The organism is Streptomyces prunicolor NBRC 13075, from assembly GCF_000367365.1.
GTDB lineage: Bacteria > Actinomycetota > Actinomycetes > Streptomycetales > Streptomycetaceae > Streptomyces > Streptomyces prunicolor.
Window position 1 is genome coordinate 36,881 of the sequence record NZ_BARF01000133.1, and the last position, 19,086, is coordinate 55,966.

Sequence of the window (19,086 nt, forward strand, 5' to 3'; positions counted from 1 at the left end):
TCGGTTCCGGAGTCGGCCACTAGATCGGAATCGTGGTTATGAAGCGCGCCGGCGTGATCGTTCTGCCCGGCTGGGTCAATTTGTGAATCCCGTCCTTGCAGTCCACCGTGATGTCGTACGCGGAGGCAGGCGTTTTACCTTCCCACTTGCGGGGCTCCGGCCCATGAAAGTGCTGCGCGCCGGTTTGGAGACACCGCAGCTCCCAATGTGCACGGGGCAGAGCTGAGGCCGGCGAGCAGTCGAGCCGGAATGGCACCATCGGGGGGGCCGGGCATCGGCGGAGGACCGTGTCGCGCCCAAAGTCGCTGCGGGGAGGGGCTAGATCGTTCCCGGCGAGTACCCCGGGCGAGAAGAAATCGAGTACATCGGCGAACTTCGAGTACAGCACTCTGGTTCGGACCTCCCAATGGGCACCTTCGTGGGTGGCCCCAAGCCCATTGAGTGTCCTCACCAGGGCATCGGCGAACGGGGTGACCTTGCTCGCCTGCACCCTGCTCCCAAAGCCCTTGGGCGTCGGCGTGTAGATCGGGTTGTTCGCCCTCGTCTCCCTGTCCAACTGGCGTGATTCGGCCTCCGGTTGGTTGTCGTCGATCAAATGGGGCGGGCGGATGTCCCACGGAGCCAGGTCAGTGGGATCGTTCGAGCAGGTGTCGAGGAAAAAACACTGGGTCAGCGCCCTGCAGGCCCGCATGGACTGGCGGGTCCTGTTGAAGTCGATCACGCGGTCCTGCCAGTTGGCGATGTCCTCGGCAAGATCCTCGACCAGCAGGTACTTCTGCCCGCCGCCCCAGCCGTGTCCGCAGAAGTACAACAGTGCGATGTTGCCGCTGTGCTGGTCGCAAGTGTTCACCCACCGCTGCCAGGCTTCTTTGACATTGGCGTAGACGGCCCGCTTCGGCCTGGACCGCATGGGTTCGTTCCACCAGGGCACCGTGCAGTCAGGCGACAGCAGGACATCCACCGTGCCAAGCTTCACGGCGCTCGCGGACCAGTCCGCCTCGATCAGCCAGCGGGCCACGTGCATTGCGGAGAGCGGTGCACAGGTCAACTCACGCCGCAGGGGCCGGAGCAGCGAATACGGCGGCGTACCCGGTCGGGCCTTGTCGCCACAGTTTGGGTACTCTCCCACCCCGATCACCAAGGCGTGAATCCGGGGGTCCGGGCCGTCGTCGATCCTGTACACGGTCATGTCGTCGCCTCCTCCACCAGCTTCGCGATCCGACGGTGGAAGTTCGGCTGCTTGAAGTAGGCGGAATGCGCCCAGAGCCTCCCGGACGCGTACGGGTAGTCCTCAACCCCCTCGAAGACCGGTTTCGCGCAATAGCCGAGGATGTCGCTTTGGTCGACCACGTTGATCCAGGTCCGAATGTTGCCCAGCGCCGGCACCTTCCGGCGGTCGGGTGGTCTGGGCAGATCAGCTGGCACACCGTGGTAGGCAGAGAACTCGGCGAAAAGCCCGACCTGGGAGCCCACCGTGACCAGTACGTCGATCTCCAGCTTCGGGCGGAAGTGGCTCGCGATGTCGTAGACGATGTCGCCGCCCATGCTGTGCGCCACGACCACCAGTGGCTCCTCCGCCGGCCTTTGTTCGGCTGCCTTCAGCAGGTCGTCCAGCACGATCTGGACGATCTCGCCGGGGTCCTCGGGGGTGCCCCGCTGTGCGAGGTACTTGAAGACGTCGCCCAGGAATTCCTGCACCGGATCGTCGGTGAGCCGCCGCAAGACTCTGGCGGACAGCCGGGTAGGGGTCCCGACCACGGAAACCCTCAGTTCCCGGGCGGTCTTGCGGAGCCGCTCGCCGACGCGGCCGAGTGCCTCGCGTGCGCCCAGGGTCTCCTCGGGAGGGCCCGGCTCCCGGCCGGTGTCGATGAAGGCCTCGATCAGGTCCGTGTCGTCGCCTATGCCGCTCCAGAACGGATCGGTCGGGTCGAACCGGCGGTAACTATCGCAGTAGGAAGCTAGCGGGACGGCCAGCCTGGCCAGCTCGTCCAGCTCGTCGTCGGAGCACGATTCCACATCGACAGCGCTGTAGAGCAGGTCGACCGCATCCGCGACGCTGTCCCGAGCAGTATCCAAGACGACATCGTGCGTGCGGCCGCTCGTAGGTGCCTCAGCCGCTGCCAGCAGTTGAACCCGGGATGCCTCATCCGCCGCGCCCAAAGACTCCATGGCGCCCGGACGGCACGCGTGGCCCCACCGGGGCAAGCTGCCCGCCTTGCCCCACCAAGGGAGAAGCACCGCGTCGTCCCGGGGGTCAACTCCGATCGCCGGTAGTAGGAACCGGGTGAAGAGCCGCTGGCGGAACGCTGCAGCGCGCATTGCTCGATCCTCGTCGTGGCTGCCCACCCCGTGAACAAACACCACTGGCATCGCTGCCACCACCTAGGTGCTGGTCTGCCCCTTCGATCTATCCTCCCCCCGCAAGCCCTCCAGGAACAACACGGAGTGGGTCGAAGGCCCCAGCAAGAGCAGGGGGACTCTCGGGTTCAGACGCAAGTACTCACGCTCTGGTGGCGAGATAGGTGTTCCAGTCCCGGCCAGCGCGGCGGGTCCACTTCAGAGCGGCGCTGATGGTGATGCCCAGGAGAGAGCTGAGAAGGGAGGGGCATGCCGGCGCAGGTACACCAGGACCCGCTGTCACGGCGGATGCTTGCAGCGGCCCTCACCCTCGCGGGTGACGATGAGCGTGGTGACCCATCGACCAAGGTATGGGGCAGGTCGAGTGCGACTCGATAGGCAACCAACAGGGCTCATGCGCCTGCAGGTTGAGACTTCGAACACCTCTCTCAATGGCACGGGAACCTCGTGCGTTGCGGACACCGACACCCCCAGCTGGTCAGCGGCCATCCATGAGACCGCAGTGACGCACGCTGCCAGACGACACAAGGCAACCTGATCGGCAAGCCACGCCCTGATCCGAATGCCATCCGGCGATATGCCAGATACGGCGTCCTGAGCGACTCTGGTCGAGCTGGACGTGAGTGGTCCGAGCCGGAGGAGTAACGGCATGGATGTGGAGCAGGTAAGTGCGCACACTCAGGAGATCCGTATCGCCACCGCGATGACGGGAGGTGTGAGCCTGGCGATCTGGATGGGTGGCGTCACCCGCGAGCTGAACCTGCTCCAACAGGCGTCCTGGCGGCGACGCCCGCGGCAGCTGAACCCGGATGCCGAGCTGACGTTCGAACCCGAGCTCGGTGTGTCGACGAGTTGCGACGACAAGGTGAGAGACCTCTACGTCCGGATCCTCGATCTGCTCGACGTCACGGTCAGCGTCGACATGCTCTCCGGCACGAGCGCCGGAGGAATCAACGGGGCGCTGCTCGGGCTGGCGAGGGCGAACTCGCTCGATCTGGGAGACCTGCGTGAGTTCTGGCTGAAGTCCGGTGCCTTCGACACCCTGCTGCGCGACCCGAAGGAGACCAAGCCGCCCTCGCTGCTGCAGGGCGACGGAGTGCTTTTCAAGGAACTCCTGGCGGGGATCACACAGCTGAAGACGGTGGATCCGCACTTCAGTTCACCGGACCGGCCCGATGGAATCGGGGCGAAGACCAGGGTCTTCATCACCACCACCTTGCTCACGGGGGAGACGAGCCGGTTCACCGACAGCCTGGGGACGCTGGTCCAGGACGTGGACCGGCGAGGCCTGTTCGTCTTCGACGAGCAACAGCTCACGAGTTCCGACCGCAACGACCTCGTGGCGCTCGCGGCGCGCTGCAGTGCCTCCTATCCCGGAGCGTTCGAGCCCGCGTTCGTCCCGTTCGAGAAGGAGATCCCCGCTTCGGGCTCCAAGGTCCTCAGGCATCCCGCGATGAAGAAGTACGCCAACATCACACGTGATCACTGGGTGGCAGACGGCGGCCTGCTCGCGAACCGGCCGATCGGCCCCCTGCTGCAGTCCGTCTTCGACAGGCCGGCCGAACACCAGGTCAGACGAGTGCTCCTGTACGTCGTCCCGTCGCCCGGCGAAACACCGGACCCGCGCGAAGCGCCTCCGGAAAAGGAGTCCTTCGACGCCCCCTGGACCCTGGGTGAGGCACTGCTCAAGGACCTGGGCAGCGTCCTCGGCCAGAGCATCCAGGCGGACCTGACGGCCCTGCGAAAGCACAACGACCGGGTCGACTCGATCCGCGACACACGGCTGCGCCTGGCGGAGATCGCCACGAGCCCCGGTTGCACCGGCCGCCTGCTCACCGAGGAAATGCTGACCGACTACCGCGCCCGCGAAGCTCTCTGGCTCATCCGGCCCGTCATCGCCTCACTCATGCGGGCCGTGACGACGATGCCGAGGGAACGGATGCCCGACGCGTGGATCGCGGACCTCGCGCCGGGGCGCAGCGCGGAGCGGGAATGCCGGGACGCAGCCGCAGAGGCGGTCTCCACGGAATGGGTCTATCCAGCCCTGGGTGACATCACCGGCGCGGCCGCATTCGGCCGGCCCGCCTTCGACGGCGCCAAGGCCACGGTGCTGGCGATGCTGCGAGCGGCGTACATCTGCCGGCCGTACAAATGGACCGAGCTGTCGAACCTGACACGTCTGGTCCATACGGCCTTTGTCGCAGGACCACGACCGGACACCGACACCCTGGTCGACAACGAGCTCCAGAACCTCGGTCAGCCGCCCCAAGCCAACTGGCCCGCGATTTCCGCTGTGGCCGCAACGGTTGCCAGCGACTACGCAGCACAGCTGGGAAGCCCCACACCTGGCTCGACCCGTTCCCTTGACGACGGATGGCTAGCACTGGCATCCGTCGTACAAGCCCTTCAGGAGCTCGTCGGCGATGCCGACAGCGCACCGACGGACACGGTAAGTCCGTTCGACCGGCCGAAGGCGGAAGAGCGGCGTCGCAATGCCGAACAACAGCTCAGGCACTATCTGGAGTTCCTCACCCAGTCACCCGTGTCCGTCCCGACCCGGCTGCTCGACCTGCACATCGCCTCGCGTTCCATGCTCCCCGTCGATGTGGAGGTGGATCAGCCCGTGGAGCTCATCCAGGTGAGCGCGGACACCCGCACCGTGCTCGCCCCTCAGCGCGTCACGGCGGCCGACAAGCTCAACGGGATGCAGTTGCATCACTTCGGAGCCTTCTACAAGCCCTCGTGGCGAGCCAACGACTGGACCTGGGGCCGGCTGGACGGCGCCGGCTGGCTCGTCCACCTGCTACTCGATCCACGCCGCGTCCTCGAACACGCCGAAAGGCTGCCCACGCCGAAGGGCCTGCGGGCGGAGCGGTTCTATCGGGAGTTGTGCCATCGGGTGCTCGGCGGCATGGAGCCTGCGGGCTGGCCGGTGCAAAGGCCGGGCGAGACCGAGTTCCTGCTCACCCCGAAAATGGTCCGCAAGGAACTGGAGTATCTCGACGACCCCGCCCTGCCCGTGCCGGCCGGCCTCCCCCTGACCTCCCTCTGGGTGGCGGTGCGCTGGCAGCAGTGGATCGCCGCGAACGAACTGCCCACCGTCGCGGAGCACATGCTCAGCACACCCGCCACCCGCCACGAGCCGTGGGCCCTGGAGGTGCTCAGTGCGGCCGGGAGCCTGGACACGGCACTGGCCGCGGTACAGACCGCCGTCTCGGCCGTCAAGAACCGCAAATGGAGTCCGCAACAGCGCAAACTGATGCGTTCGGCGGTCAGGCCCGGGGTTGTGGCCACGCCTGCGCAAGCGCCGGCTGCCACGCTCGACGAAGCGCTGGTTCTGGCCTCGAAACTCGCCACTTGCCCAGTCCCGGACGAGACATTCGCCAAGGAGCTGGGCCAGCCACTCTTCACGCGTACGGTGTCCAAGGCTCTGGCCACGGCAACTGGCGCCCTGACAGGCGTGAAGGAGCCCCCCGCGTCGGTCAGACCCTTCTTCTCGTCCGCCCGCACAGTGACCATGGCGGGCTACCGGGCAGCCGGCCTCACCAGCGGATCGCCCCTGCTTCTGACGATCGCCGGGGTGCTCTGCTCAGCCGTGGCCATCTGGGTCATGTCCGGGGAAGACACCTTGCTGGGGCTCACCGCAGCCGTACTCCTGGCCGTGGGATGCCTTCTCTTCGGTCTGGGGGCCTGGGGCGTGAGCCGCCGCCTGTTTCCGACCGTCCTGGCCCTGCTCCTAACCGCAGGAATCGTGGCTGCCGCGACGGTCAAACGCGACGACCTGTTCGGGAAGACCACGAATCCCGGTGCCGAGAAGGACGTGGGCTGGGTCGGAGACAACGTGCTCCCCTGGCTGCAGGAGTCTCCATCGCACCCCCTCATCGTCCTCGGCGGACTGATCGTGCTGAGCGTGCTGATCAGCGGTGCGGTCGGCAAACTGGCGAGGACCGTCCACCAATGGCTGAGGACCGTCCACCAATGGCTAAGGAAGCTGCTGCGCTCCGCCTAGCGGCTCCAGAAAGGGGCACGGCCGTTCACAGACCGAGGGCTTGCGTGCGCTCGCCGCCCGATACATCGCGCGCTTGGCCGAGCCCGCGCTCCTGGTGACCTGCAACTCCAACCGGGCAGGCGAATTCGCCACCTTTACTGACAATCGAGCCGCGGTTGGACGCCGGGAGCTCGGCGACCGGTCGACTCGACGCTCATCCATCTGCCCATGCGCGCCGTTGGATTTCCATCTAGGGCAACGGCGCCTGCGCTACTGCGTGTTGACGTCGAGATCCTCGGTTGCTTCCTCCAGAGGCTCTACCAAGCCGTTCCGGAAGGAGACCCGATCGAACTCCCCCTCAGCGTGGATGTTGAGCTCGATGCGAACCAGACCCGACTGATCCGAAAGCCAGGAGAGGGCGCGCCGCAGGTTGAAAAGGCCAGATCTGTCGAGGACTGCCTGAATGTCCGCAACCTGGACATTGTCACTGGGAGTTGGGGCAGCGGGAACGCCTCCCTTCGACGTGCCTCCGTGCGGACTTGGAGTTGGCGACTGCGGAGTGGGCTGGGGCGCTGCGGGCTCGTTGAGGGGCGGCTCAACGGTCGCCTGCAGGCACTCACGGGCGTAGTCATGCCAGAAGATCGCTGCGTCGTCTGAGAGGTCGATCTCATCGGCCGTGAGGCGCTCCCCGAAGCGCACTTGCCGTGCGTCGCGAGGAGCAATCTCGTCCCCTTCTCGCACAAGCCCGACTGCGTAGCCGAGTTCGGAGGTCTTGACTGCGCTCGCGATGGTCGAGGCGATGACCTTCTTGTCCCAGAGCTTGGTGAACTCGTAGTAGCTGTAGAACCAGTCCACCAAGTCAGCGCACGTGACCGCCTTCCGGTCCGGTCCCAAGCCGGCCAAGGCGACGAGCTTCGCGGTGGTGACAGAAGTGAACACGCGCTGGCTGAGGGCTTCTACGACACGTTCGTGGAGGGCACGGCTTGCTGCCAGCATCGTGCGGAGATCTGAAGGCTCAAGCACGTAGGGTGCGTCGCCTGACCGCGATCGTGTGGGGATGGCCACGGTACTGTAGGCGGCGCCGATGGCCGCGGAGCCGTCGCGTCGAGCGTTGGCCGCCTTGTCTTGAAGTTCCTCGATCTGCTCGGCGCTGAAGTTGTACTTCTTGTGCTGGTCCAGGAGTGATTTGGCAGCCAATCGCAGCCTTATGGCGTGCCGGGCGAGGTCGAACTGGGCCTTGTCCGGGAGGACCAGGGCGAGTCCGTTGCGGTAGCGCCGTGGACTTCCCTTGCCGGCCTGTTCAATGAACTTCTCCTGCGAATCGCGGTCTTCAGACCAGTCCGGATGCAGGTAGGCAACCGTGAACAAGGGACGCTCGTCAGCGATACCGCCAGGCGTCTCTGGCCACAGAGCTACGCCCTTGTTGCCTTGCAGCTGCTTTTCGAGTTCCGCACGAACCTCGGTGAGCACCTCATTGGAGTTGAACTTGCTGGCCTCGTCCCGTACGAGTTTCGTCAGGTTGGGAGTCGGCTCGAACCGATAGCGGCGTCCCGTGTAGTGGAGGTACAGCTCCTCCTCGCGGAGATCGTGCAATGCGGAGATGACAACGTTCCGGGTCAAGCCAGGAACAAGGACACTTCGGACAAGGTCTGATTCGAGCACGCCGCGGTCTTCGCCCTCACGTGCCCCGAAGCTGTAGAGCATGATGGCGGTGGCAACGCGCGTCCCCACCCGAAGCTGCGCGATCGTCGGGCTGTCAGCCCCGAGCGTCCGGTCTACCGTCGTACACCCCGCGCCCTCCGAAGTGACGTCGCTCGACAGCACGGACGTGTACCGCTCCCTCTCGCCTACTTGGGAGAAGAATGCGCCACGGGACGCCTCATCAGTGAAGTCGACGTCACCCGGCCCGATGAGCGGGCTCTTCGCTCCCGATTGCCACAGTGCGTGGACGACCGAAGCCAAGAACTGCAATGCGCCACGGGTTCGCTGGTACGAAGGCAGAGACCCCCAGCGGTGGTACATGAGATCAAGCAGGTCCGGGTGCAAGGGATATGCAGCCAGTACCCGCTTCTCCAGGGAGTCTGCAGCTTCCTCGGCTTCCCGGCGTGCGTCGCCGGTTTCCGCCGTGGCCAGCAGCTGCTTCCGAAGGACGTCGGAATAGGACCGAGCGACCTCTCGGTGGACCGACTCGTCGCCGAACTCCGCGAAGAGTCGCCGCTGAACAACGCGGAGCACCTCGTCGCCTGACACAGGCTCGCGCTTGGCATCAACTCGGGCAACGAGCTTGTCCAGGTCGCTCAACAGACCCTCAGCACCGACGGCCTCACCGACACTGGCCTGAAGGCTGTAGACCATGGCGGCACGTGGCTGCGCGCTGATGGCTTCCGTGAGCGCCTGAACAAACAGCATGGCCTGGCGGCCGGCGGTGGACTCTGCCCGCTGAAGCGCCATAGCCTTCTCGACATAGATCAGGACTTCGTCGAGGAGAATGAGGGTCGGACCGTCACCGATCACCTGCCGGAGGACATCTCCGCCCGGGGCGGACCCTGTCAGATCGTGTTGCTCTACAAGCTCGTAGCGTCCGAGTTGCGCTGCGAGTTCTCCCCAAAGGGTGTGTGTCTCGACTCCTGTCGCCTTCATCGGCGAGAGAGGGTCAAGTTCCTCTCCGGACAGCACGGCGATCTGCACGTCGCCGGGATCAGAGATGTCCTTCAAATCTGGGCAAGCAGCAACGGAGGCGGCGCGGTCGCGAACCAGGTGAAGGAGCGCGACAAGGCTGTGGGTCTTACCACCGCCGAAAGGGGTGCGGAGTTGCAGGACATGGGAGCCGGTTCCACCCGCGAGGACGTCCATGACGTCCGTGAGCAACTCCCCCATCTTCTTGGTGAGGTACGTCGCCTGATAGAACCTACCGGCGTCCGTGTAGACGGGTGCGATACCCGTCCGGCCTCTAAAGACCCCGGCCAGGTTGGCCGCGTAGGTCCCCATGTCGAGGACGCCTGCCGCAACGTCATCATGCGGACGTGCAACCTGTGTCCAAGGCGACAGCCGATAACTCGAACTCACAGCGTTCCAACCCCCTGTACTTCAACGTTGTGGATGGCCAGCACCTCAGAGCAGCCCCCGTTCACCAACGATCGTCCTCCATGAGACCAGCAGCCGCTCTGCCGCGCTTGCCTCTCGGCTCTTCGTCTCGCTTGAGCTGGCGCGCAGGGCCCGACCCGCCAGGGTCTGGATGACTTGGCGGAGCGCAACAGCATCAACGTTCACGGACATCAGATAGGGGCGCACCTCCCCGGGACGGTGTTCGGCACGCCACAGGACAGCATGCGCGACATCGATGAGGGGAGGCGCGACGGATGACTCAATCTCGTAGAGCGGCATCGTCCCGCTGGCCTCGTTGTCCGGCTGCCCCAGGCGACCATCGTCGCCACGGTCTTCGAAGTCTCTGAGGACGACGGTGGATTTGACCTTGGACACGAGCGGGTTGAGGCCGGTCGTAAGACCGCCGGTTCCGTCGAGGTTGGCGCCGGTCATCCGGGCGAGGTTGTTGGCCTCATCGAAGGGGACTGCCGCATAGCCATAGGAGTACTGAGCCGCCACGTAGTAGCGGGTAACGGGATCCGTGCCGGCGAGCCCCTCGAAGAGCGCGTCCAGCACACGGCTCTGGACCATCTCCAAGAAGGTCTCCGCAGGCAGTACTTCGCCATTGTCCTGCTCGACACGTTCGTAGCGGGTCAGGGCCCGAAGACCAGCCCCGACGGTGGCGATGACCAGGTCCGAGCCCGTGATGCCGAGTTCCTCCAGCCGTGTACGGCGTTCCAGGATGATCTGGCCGAGCTCGGCCATGACCTCGGCTTCACTGCCTACACCTGCGTCGGGCTTGCGCTTGCGCGCGACGAGGAAGATCGACGAGGCCAGACTGGCCGTTCCGTGACCGACTGCCCTCTCCGGCATCTCGGTGTCCAGTGGCCAGGCCTCGGTGATGGTGAAGCCTGCGCCCTTGAGTGCCTCGACCAGGCTGGACCACCCCGAGGTGGTCTTGTGTGCATAGACACAGACGAGCGGTGCGCCGGGCTTGAGTACCCGATGGGCTTCCTTGAACGACTTCTCCATGAGGTCTTCGTAGTGCCGGCGCGCGTCATCCTTGCTGCCGGAGTGACGATAGGCAGCGACCACTGCCTCGTTCCTCTTCGGCGTCAGCTCCCCACCGAGATCCGTGGGGTACAGGAATCCGACCGACCTCTTCAGCCAGACATAGAAGAAGTCAGACAGGTCCGCGTACGAGATGTTGTCGTAGTACGGCGGATCCGTGATGACCGCGTCCTGGGAGTCGCTGGGCAGCGGGAGGGAAGCGGCGGACCCACGCACGCACTTTGCAGCGCCCGGAAGAGTAGACAGCTGTTCGATCAGGTCGGCGGTTTCCTTGAGGTACTTACGCACGTCCCCAGAGGCCCCCGCGAACGGATTCGCCTCATAGAAGTCCCACACCATCGGCAGCGCCTGGCGGGCGAACGTATTCGTTCCACCCTCATTCTTCGTGTCAAGACGGCACAGGCTCGACAGTCGGTCCGCGACCCGGTTCAGTGCCATGGCCAACGCCGTCGACAGCGCGGCTGCACGACCCGGCTCCATGCCCTCGTCACAGGCCTTGTCGTGGACGGTGCGGATACCTGCGGCCAATGTGCTCAGCGCAAGAAGTTGCCGGGGAGTGAACAGATCACGGTACTGAGAGAACCCGTAAACCATGCACGTACCGCCTGTGATGCGCATGGTGCCGGGAAGCGACTCGTTGAGCGGATCGACCGGCAGTTCTTCAAGGCGCTTCAGACATTCCGCATCGTCCGGGAGTTCGTATTCGCCGACAGCCAGGTAGTCACGTCCCCGCCGCGGGCCCGGTTTTGCCGCGAGAGCCGCCAGCGGTGCCGTACCCATGCGCCCGGCACGGGCCTCGTCCTTGACGTGCTTGCCCGTCACTGGTGCGCCGCAGATACGGCACGTCACTTGGCCGCCTCGCGAGCCCTCAGCCGGGTCAAACCCAAGATCATCTTCCGTCGTTCCCGTAACCACCTCGTAGCTCAGCGACAGCGCATCACGGTCGACCACGGGCTTGAGGGCGACGACCCGGTTCTTCTTCCGGCCAAGCCAGGTCTGCCGGACAAGATGGGCGTCGTGCTCGGGCATGGCTGGATTGGGGCAGCGCACGGTGCGTGTCCACAGGTAGGCCAGGGGGAGACGCTGCTCGGTTTCATCGTCGGCGAGGAGGTGCTGCTGTCCCGTGCCACCGTCGACGGTCGGGTAGAAGTCAGACAGGTCGCGCCAGGCCGCGTCGACCCACGTCTGACCCCATTTACGCACGTCGTCAGCGAGACCGGGGTAACTCTGCGGAAACTCCAGGAGCATGCGCTCGATGAGGTGGGCCACTGGGTTCAGCTCATTGGCCGTGACCTCGCACCCCAGACGCAGTGCCTCCAGAGGAATGGCGCCTCCGCCGGAGAAGAGGTCGACGACCTTCGGCGGACCATCCTTGCTTGCGGCGAGTACCTCGCTACGCGCTGTGCGAATGGCGTGGTCTTCGGCACCCCATGTGCAGAGCGCGTCGAAGAAGCTCGACTCCTCTTCGAGCGTACGTGTCCGCCCTTCCGCCGACACAAGGGCCGAGTAAACGGCAGCGCGGGAGGCCGCGAGCGGTCGACGAGCCCACCAGAGGTGCAGCGACGCGGGGTGGCCGACACGACCGCCCACCTTCTCGCTGGCACTCGTGCGGCTGATGACGTCGATCGGGATGACGTCTTCGATCAGCCGCTTGTCACTGCTGTCGCGCACTCTATTCCTCTCGCTCCGCAGCTCTTGTCTCTACAACCGCGTGAGCTCGGATGCTAGCGCCCGGTACGCGATAGCCGGTAACCTGCCGGATTTCGGACACATTGGGCAGCGTGTGGTACGGGTCTTGCACCCTCATCAGTACAGGGTTCGTTGTCGCGCTGTAGACAACGTAGAGCCAGAAGCCTGCCGCCCATCGCTGGGCGGCGTACCACTCTGTTCGGTACAGGCCCACGTCGCCCGAGGCGGCGCTGCGACCCTTCACCTCGATGCGGCGCACCTGCGAGCTGCCGTCGGGCAGCGTCCGTGTCGAGCGAATGTCAAAGCCGCTGCCGTCCATCAAGTGTCCGAGGTACTCGGGTTCCCAGCCCTGCTCCGTTTCGAAAGCCATCGCGATCTCGACCGCGGCCTCCTCGACTTCCTTGCTGTTGGGACGCATGACGTCGACGTCTGGGTGCTCTGGCCTGCGGGGCGGCACCACAGAGGCGGAGCCGAGGTGCGTCACCTTGCCTGAGCGCACGACACCAAGGCGGTTGAGGGACTCCAGTTTGGAAGCCCGTCGATGCTTCAGCTCCTTGAGCTGCCGTGCAGCGTTGTCCCGTTGGAGCCGGTACGAGTCATCACCGGCAGCGACCTTGGCATCGTAAGTGTCCCATCGGCTTTCCAGCCGGCGCTTCTGCGCATCCATCGCCTCCTCAAGGTATGAGGCGCGGAGTTTGGCTTGATCAAGCCTGCTGTTCCGCTCCGCCGTACTCCGCGAAAGCTGGACCTCCACACGCAGCCAGTCGGTCGCGGTCTTGATCTGGTCCGGCAAAAGAGCGGCCGCTTTCCGCGCTTCCACTGGGGTCGCGGGCGTAAGCGTGTGAAGCACATCTGCAGGTCCCCGGTGCAGGCCGTCCTGGTCCTCTATCACCGCCACGACCTCAGCGAACGCCAGCTCCGAGGCGCCGTGGACGTCCTCACCCACCACCTCATAGGCAAAGAGGTGAACGAAGTACGGGGCCAGAGCACCCGGGTCGACGAACGCTGCAGCGCCCTGGGGGACATTGTCAGCAGCGAGATCGCGTTCCAGGGACTCAGCAAGCGCCGCGAACAACGGATGGCCCGGCGAGCACAGCACCGAGTCCTCGTGCTCGACGCGACTTCGTTCCTCCTTCCGGAAGGTGAGCTTGCGGTATTCGGAATCCGGGCGGCCCCGGTGCTTCACCGCCGCAAGATCTTCGCTGCGCAGCGCGACAGGGACGTGCTCGATGCGGAGCAGCTGGTCCGCTCGGCGCTCAACACGCAGGCGCTGGCGGCTCGCGGCACGCAGGAAGAACGCCTCTGCGTATTCCGGCATGAGCCGACGCTCGTCGGAGAGGAAGTTCTGGCCGCGGACCCAGTCGATGTCCACGTATTTCTTCGCCAGGGCGATCCCTGTGTCCTTCTCATACTCGGCCAACTTCTCCGAGTTGAGCCGGTTGATCGCGGCGACCGCAGCGTCCCTGTTGGCTCGGGTGGGGTTGGCGAGTGTCTCCTTGACGAGCCGTTCGAAGTCGATGCCGTTGATCGTGAGGAGCTCGCCGATCACGTCGTAGACGCGGCCATCCAGGTCGGCGCGCATCGCTTCGAGGCGTGCGTGGAGACCTGCCAGCAGCTGGCCTTCAACCGTATTGGTGGCACAGAAGTTGAAGATCCAGCAGTCTGCGCTCTGACCGATGCGGTGCACTCGACCCATGCGCTGTTCCAGGCGTACCGGGTTCCACGGAAGGTCATAGTTGATCATCAAATGGCAGAATTGGAGGTTGATGCCCTCGCCGGCCGCTTCGGTGGCGATGCAAATCTGCTTGTTCTGCCGGAAGTCGTGCTGGATCCGCTTCCGCTCCGCTGGAGAGTGACCCCCATGGATGGTGCAGACGGAGTAGCCCTGCCGACGGAGGTTGTCTTCCAGGTAGCTCAGGGTGTCGCGGTGCTCCGTGAAGATGAGGAGCTTCCCTCGGCCGTCCCGCAGCTCCTCGAACTCTGCCCTCGCTAGGCACTCCCGCAGAGCCACCAGCTTCCGCTCATCCCCCTGGGCTCGGACCCGGTCCGCGTGGGAGACCAGCTTGCGGAGCTCGCTTACTTCAGTACGCAGTTGGGAGATCTGTTCCGCGCTGCTCACCTCTGTAGCTAGGGCGTCATCTACGATCTCGTCGATGTCGTCCGACTCGGCTTCGCCATCGTCTTCGAAGTCTGAGTCCGCCGGCATACGCCCCAGCGCGGCCAAGCGCCGGTTTCGATCAGCGGGGTCCATGGCGGTCAGCTGATCGATCAGATCGCTCAAGCGGTCGGCTCGCTTGGCCAGCGAGGACCTGATGGCACCCAGGCTCGACGCGAGACGACGTTGGAGAACGGTACGCGCGAGAGCGACCGCGTTACCCCTCGATCCGCCGCTTGATCCCAGGTAGGTGTTCACATATTCAGTGACTTCCTGGTACAGCGCATATTCTGCGGTCGAGAGCTGGAACGGCTGAGTGCGGACATGCCTCTCAACAAATAGTGCGTGATTCTGTTCGTCTACAAGATCTTCCTTCTGGCGCCGCAAGAAGTACGGATTGCCGTCATCCGAAATCTGCTTCTTCACGAGGTCGGGTGTCGAAAACTGATCAGGATCCAGCAGCCCCAAGAAACGCGTAAACCTGTCCTCGTCACCTGAGTGCGGTGTAGCAGTGAGCAGCAACAACCGATCAGCCTGCTGCGCTACCCCCTCCACCAGGACGTACCGCTTCGTCTTTACGACCCGCTCGTCACGACCACGCTTCGTGAATGCTGACGCCTTGTGGGCTTCATCAACGATGACCAAGTCCCACTGGGCACGAAGAAGTTCATCGCGCACGTCGTCACGCTTGGCAAAGTCGATACTACTGATGGCCATAGGGAAGCGTTCCCAGGGACTCTGCCCAAGCTGATGCCGAACCTGCTCGCCTGACACAATCTCGAACTGTTCGTCGAACTTGTCGAGCATTTCGTCTTGCCACTGAGTAGTGAGCGGAGCGGGACAGAGGATCAGAATTCGCTCCACCGCCCCTCGGAGTTTCAACTCCTTGAGTAGGAGCCCAGCCATGATCGTCTTACCTGCACCAGGATCATCCGCGAGCACAAAACGAAGCCTGGGCTGAGGCAACATATGCCGATAGACCGCTTCAATCTGATGCGGCAGACCGCGAACGCCACTCATGGAAACCGCGAAGAGCGGATCATGAGCGAAGGCGTGCTTAATTCGCTGCGACTCTACCCACAGAAAAAGATCCTGCGCATTAACCAGTTCAGGTGTTGGTGCAACCTTCGCAAGAGCCGCCTCAAGCTCAGATTCCAGCACCTGAGTTTCATCGGGCGCCCCATTGGCATGCCGGACCCTGACAAGAAAGACGCCCGTCCCGATCGGCTCGATGTGCTCCACTCTCACGGGGTGTGCGAAGTGACCATCGAGCATGATCAAGCGATTGTTGGCCCGTTCGCCTACATCACTCACGATCCGTCCTTCCGTCACTCCCATAGCAGCCAAACCCAAACCTAGCCGATGCCAGTGACAAGGCCGCCGGACTCATCGCGTCCCAACCGAAACCGACGGAGGACACGACCGCTCCGGACGAGGCCACACCCTGCGGACGAGACTCCCGACCACCCTCGCAGCCTCCCGAACTGTGCGAAACCCACCCAGCACATCAAGCCTCACCAAGCCATAACCCTAGACGTCTCGTCAGCGGTGCCGCTCGTAGGGCTTTGAACGACGAAGAGGGGCCCTCCGAGCGACTTGGCAGTCGGCTCAGGCCTTGAGGAGAGTGACCAAGAGACTGGTTCTGTGTGTCGGTTCACCAGAGCTCCGTGGTGGTGGAACTGGCAGGCGACGTCGGGGGTGCAGGCGAAGGCCGAATGCCGCTTACGGCGATATGCGATGGCCAGAGCCCGGCCGGAAGCTATCGCGCACGACAGGTGGACGACTCGAATGTCGGCTCATGGCGCTAGGAGCGCAGTGACTCCGCAGCGGATTGCAGTCCTACGGAATGGAAAGCATCCGCAAGGGCGTCCCGCTCTTGTCCACCCCGCCGTCGAGCCAACGCCACCAACTGGGCAACCTCTTCGTCTCGCCCCTGCCACCGGAGTAGCAGAACGAGTTCGACCACGCGCTCCACAGGCACGCGGGTTACTGCATCCAGCACTTGCTCAGCTGCACCATCTCGTCCTTCCCGTCGAAGTGTGTCGACAAGATCAGACACGTCGCGTGCCGACCGCCACGCCGCCGCTTGTATAGCGTATTCGGCCTCTTGGTCACGACCTTCATCACGCAGTACTGCCAATAGGGTCGGAATGCCGTCCACGGGTCCCCATGCCGCATGCCACAGGATGCTATCCGCAGCGGCCCCGCTGTCGGCGTTTCTTAATTCGCGCACCACTTCCAGGACGTTCCGCAAAGGACGTCGAGTCAATGCCATACACACTTCGCTGATACCTATTAGCCCGCCATTTCGCTGTAACGCCTTCACGAGGTCAACGACTTCGGCGACCGATCGGCAAGCTGCGGCGTGGAGCGCCACGCGAGATTCCACGTGGTGTCCGTTCGCCCGAAGCCCGTATAGCAACCCAACGACATCACCTACCGGTCGCCATAAGGAAATGAACACCACTAGCAGATGGATAGCCCGATGATTCAGATCTTTCCTGGACTGGCCGATAAATTGCACAGTTTCATCCACTGGCCGCCATGCCGAGCTGATCAGAAGGAGCAATTCTGGGTTGCCCGTACTGAACGAGTACTCAACAGCCTCAATTACTTCCTCCAGAGACCACGTCGAAGCCTCCATCAGCAGATCGGATTTAGCGGAATCTCCATCCGCGACTAAAGAAGATGCCAACGTCTCCGCTCCACCATCGCGCAGCAACGCCACGATCGTGCCAGTGTTCTCGTTGATCTCGGAGAACAGGTCAGCCATGGCCCTCATGCTGACATCCAGCGAATTGCGACTCGTCGCGTTCGCGTCGACCGCGCTTCCACTCTTCAGCGAGACGGCATGGACAGCATCTGCAGAGGACGACTCCCCGGCTCCCAGCGCCTGCTCTGCATCCGCCTCAAGCCACAACGTATGGATGTGGATTACTGCGGCGTCAGCATCGACACGGGCGATAGTTCGATCAGCCAATACCCGGACTAATGACTCTAGATTGGGCCAGCGCGGCAAGCCCCCAGCTCCCCGGAGAGTAGCGCCCACGCCCTCATGGCTGAGCGTGCCGGGAAGATCGTCACGGTTGCGGATCGCGGTAGCGATCTCCCGCGTGGAGGGCTTGCCGGCCATGCCGTACACCCTGTGCAGCGCAGATACGAGCGACCGTCTCGGGCCAGCAGGGAGTTCGTTCTCCGCTGGCATACGAACACCCGGCACGTGCCCTCCCCCACCCATCACACCGTGCAGTCATCCTGCCACGTCACATGACCCCAGTCGGCGTCAGCGCCTGTCCGGTCCTGGCAGGTATCGCTCGGGCGGGTCAGGCAAGCAACCAGGGTGGATGAACGTCAACACGTCGACTTCCTGGAGGCTCACATGTCTGATCCGCACCAGCAGCAGACCCCAAACCGGAATGATCTGCTGCTCATCGCCGCTATTCGCGGCACCTGTACAGGTGCCACACGATCGTTGGCCGACTGGCTCATCCGGGTACTTGCCAGGTGCTCCTGAGATGGTGTCCCGCCGAGTGCACGAGACGGGACGCGACCACTCCTGATCGGGCCAGCCAAGTACCGCTGCGGAATACACGCCTACCCGGAATCAATTGTTCCGAGCGAGGCCATCGAGGTGAATGGGGGGAAGCCGGTGAACGATCTGAAGCTGTTCCGCGTCGCTGACGGCAAGGCGACCGAGATACCGGGAGCAGCGGTGGCACTGGAACGCCAACTGCAGACGTTGGTCGAGCGCAACATGAACGCGATGCTCGGGATCCGGTTCTTGGCCTCGGAGTACGGCACCGGTTCGCGGCACAGAGGGCGGATCGACTCGCTGGGGCTGGACGAGTACGGCAACCCGGTGATTATTGAGTACAAACGTTCGAATGGCAGGGCGGTGATCACTCAAGCTCTTTCATACCTGTCCTGGCTGCGTGACCATCGGCATGAGTTCGAGAACCTGGTGAAGGAGCGGCTAGGAGACGAAGCAGCTGGCACCGTTGACTGGAGCAACCCCCGCCTGGTGTGCATCGCCGGAGACTTCACGTCGCACGACGCGCACGCGTTGGAGGAGATCGGTCGTCGGATCGATCTCGTAAGCTACCGGGACTTCGGTGGGGGCCTGCTGGCTCTGCAGCTGCTCGCCTCCGTGACCGGCTCGGCAACACCACTGCGGACCTCGAACACGTCCGCGGGGGCGAGTGCACCCTCCTCGGGTGCTGAGGGTGGTGGCTCGACGGTCAAGTCGGTCCGGCAGTTCTACAACGAGTCGCCTCAGTCGCTGCGGGATCTGTATGCAGACCTCGACGCCAGGCTGATCTCTCATGCCGATGTGCAGAAGGAGTTCCAGCTGCATTACGTCGCCTACCGGCGGATCAAGAACGTCGCCACCGTCCGCCTCCAACCGCGCAGCCACACTCTCGTGGTCCGGCTTGCGGTCGACCCGGACACGGTCGAACTGGTTGAGGGCTTCGCCCGTGACGTACGCAAGATCGGCTGTCTGGGGACCGGCCCTCTGGAGCTGCGGATCCGGTCGCAGGAGGACCTGGTGAGAGCTACTGACCTCGTCCGGCGAAGCGTCGAAAGCCGCTGACGTTCGTTCAGGGGCGGGTGTGCATCGGTATTCCGATACACACCCGCCCCCGTTTCGCGTGTCGTCAGTGGTGGCCGCCTGGCGTGGTCTGGTCTCATTCTTCAGGTCCTGCCAGTTCGAAGTCATCCTGGGTCAGCTCCGCCTGGAGCC

8 protein-coding genes are annotated in these 19,086 nt (G+C 64.1%); 2 read left to right on the top strand and 6 right to left on the bottom strand.

From position 1 onward, the window contains the following. Positions 1-19 precede the first annotated feature (19 nt). Positions 20-1,189 carry a caspase family protein gene (locus SPR02S_RS50010; protein WP_019064602.1) on the bottom strand — a complete coding sequence of 390 codons (1,170 nt, stop codon included), beginning with the start codon at positions 1,187-1,189 and terminating at the stop codon, positions 20-22. Next, complete coding sequence (locus SPR02S_RS50015) at positions 1,186-2,319, bottom strand: lipase family protein (protein WP_158698004.1); 1,134 nt, start codon at positions 2,317-2,319, stop codon at positions 1,186-1,188. Before SPR02S_RS50015 ends, SPR02S_RS50010 begins: the two co-directional genes overlap by 4 nt. Before the next feature lie 688 nt (positions 2,320-3,007). Between SPR02S_RS50015 and SPR02S_RS58235 the strand changes: the two genes are divergently transcribed. Further along, positions 3,008-6,367 carry a patatin-like protein gene (locus tag SPR02S_RS58235; protein ID WP_019064604.1) on the top strand — a complete coding sequence of 1,120 codons (3,360 nt, stop codon included), beginning with the start codon at positions 3,008-3,010 and terminating at the stop codon, positions 6,365-6,367. A gap of 249 nt (positions 6,368-6,616) precedes the next feature. Here the strand turns inward: SPR02S_RS58235 and SPR02S_RS50025 are convergent, their stop codons facing one another. The 4 genes from SPR02S_RS50025 to SPR02S_RS63665 all read right to left on the bottom strand — a co-directional run bounded on the left by SPR02S_RS50025 (position 6,617) and on the right by SPR02S_RS63665 (position 17,478). Beyond that, complete coding sequence (locus tag SPR02S_RS50025) at positions 6,617-9,412, bottom strand: ATP-binding protein (RefSeq protein ID WP_506410169.1); 2,796 nt, start codon at positions 9,410-9,412, stop codon at positions 6,617-6,619. A gap of 45 nt (positions 9,413-9,457) precedes the next feature. Next, positions 9,458-12,172 (bottom strand): DUF1156 domain-containing protein, encoded by a 2,715-nt coding sequence (locus SPR02S_RS58240; RefSeq protein WP_019064606.1) that lies wholly within the window; start codon positions 12,170-12,172, stop codon positions 9,458-9,460. A gap of 1 nt (position 12,173) precedes the next feature. After that, positions 12,174-15,659, bottom strand: coding sequence for a helicase-related protein (locus SPR02S_RS50035; protein ID WP_158698005.1), 3,486 nt, complete (start codon positions 15,657-15,659; stop codon positions 12,174-12,176). Positions 15,660-16,149: 490 nt separating this feature from the next. Beyond that, positions 16,150-17,478, bottom strand: coding sequence for a hypothetical protein (locus SPR02S_RS63665; RefSeq protein ID WP_158698006.1), 1,329 nt, complete (start codon positions 17,476-17,478; stop codon positions 16,150-16,152). 516 nt (positions 17,479-17,994) lie between these two features. Between SPR02S_RS63665 and SPR02S_RS50050 the strand changes: the two genes are divergently transcribed. Further along, complete coding sequence (locus SPR02S_RS50050) at positions 17,995-18,936, top strand: DUF5655 domain-containing protein (RefSeq protein ID WP_019064610.1); 942 nt, start codon at positions 17,995-17,997, stop codon at positions 18,934-18,936. Positions 18,937-19,086 lie beyond the last annotated feature (150 nt).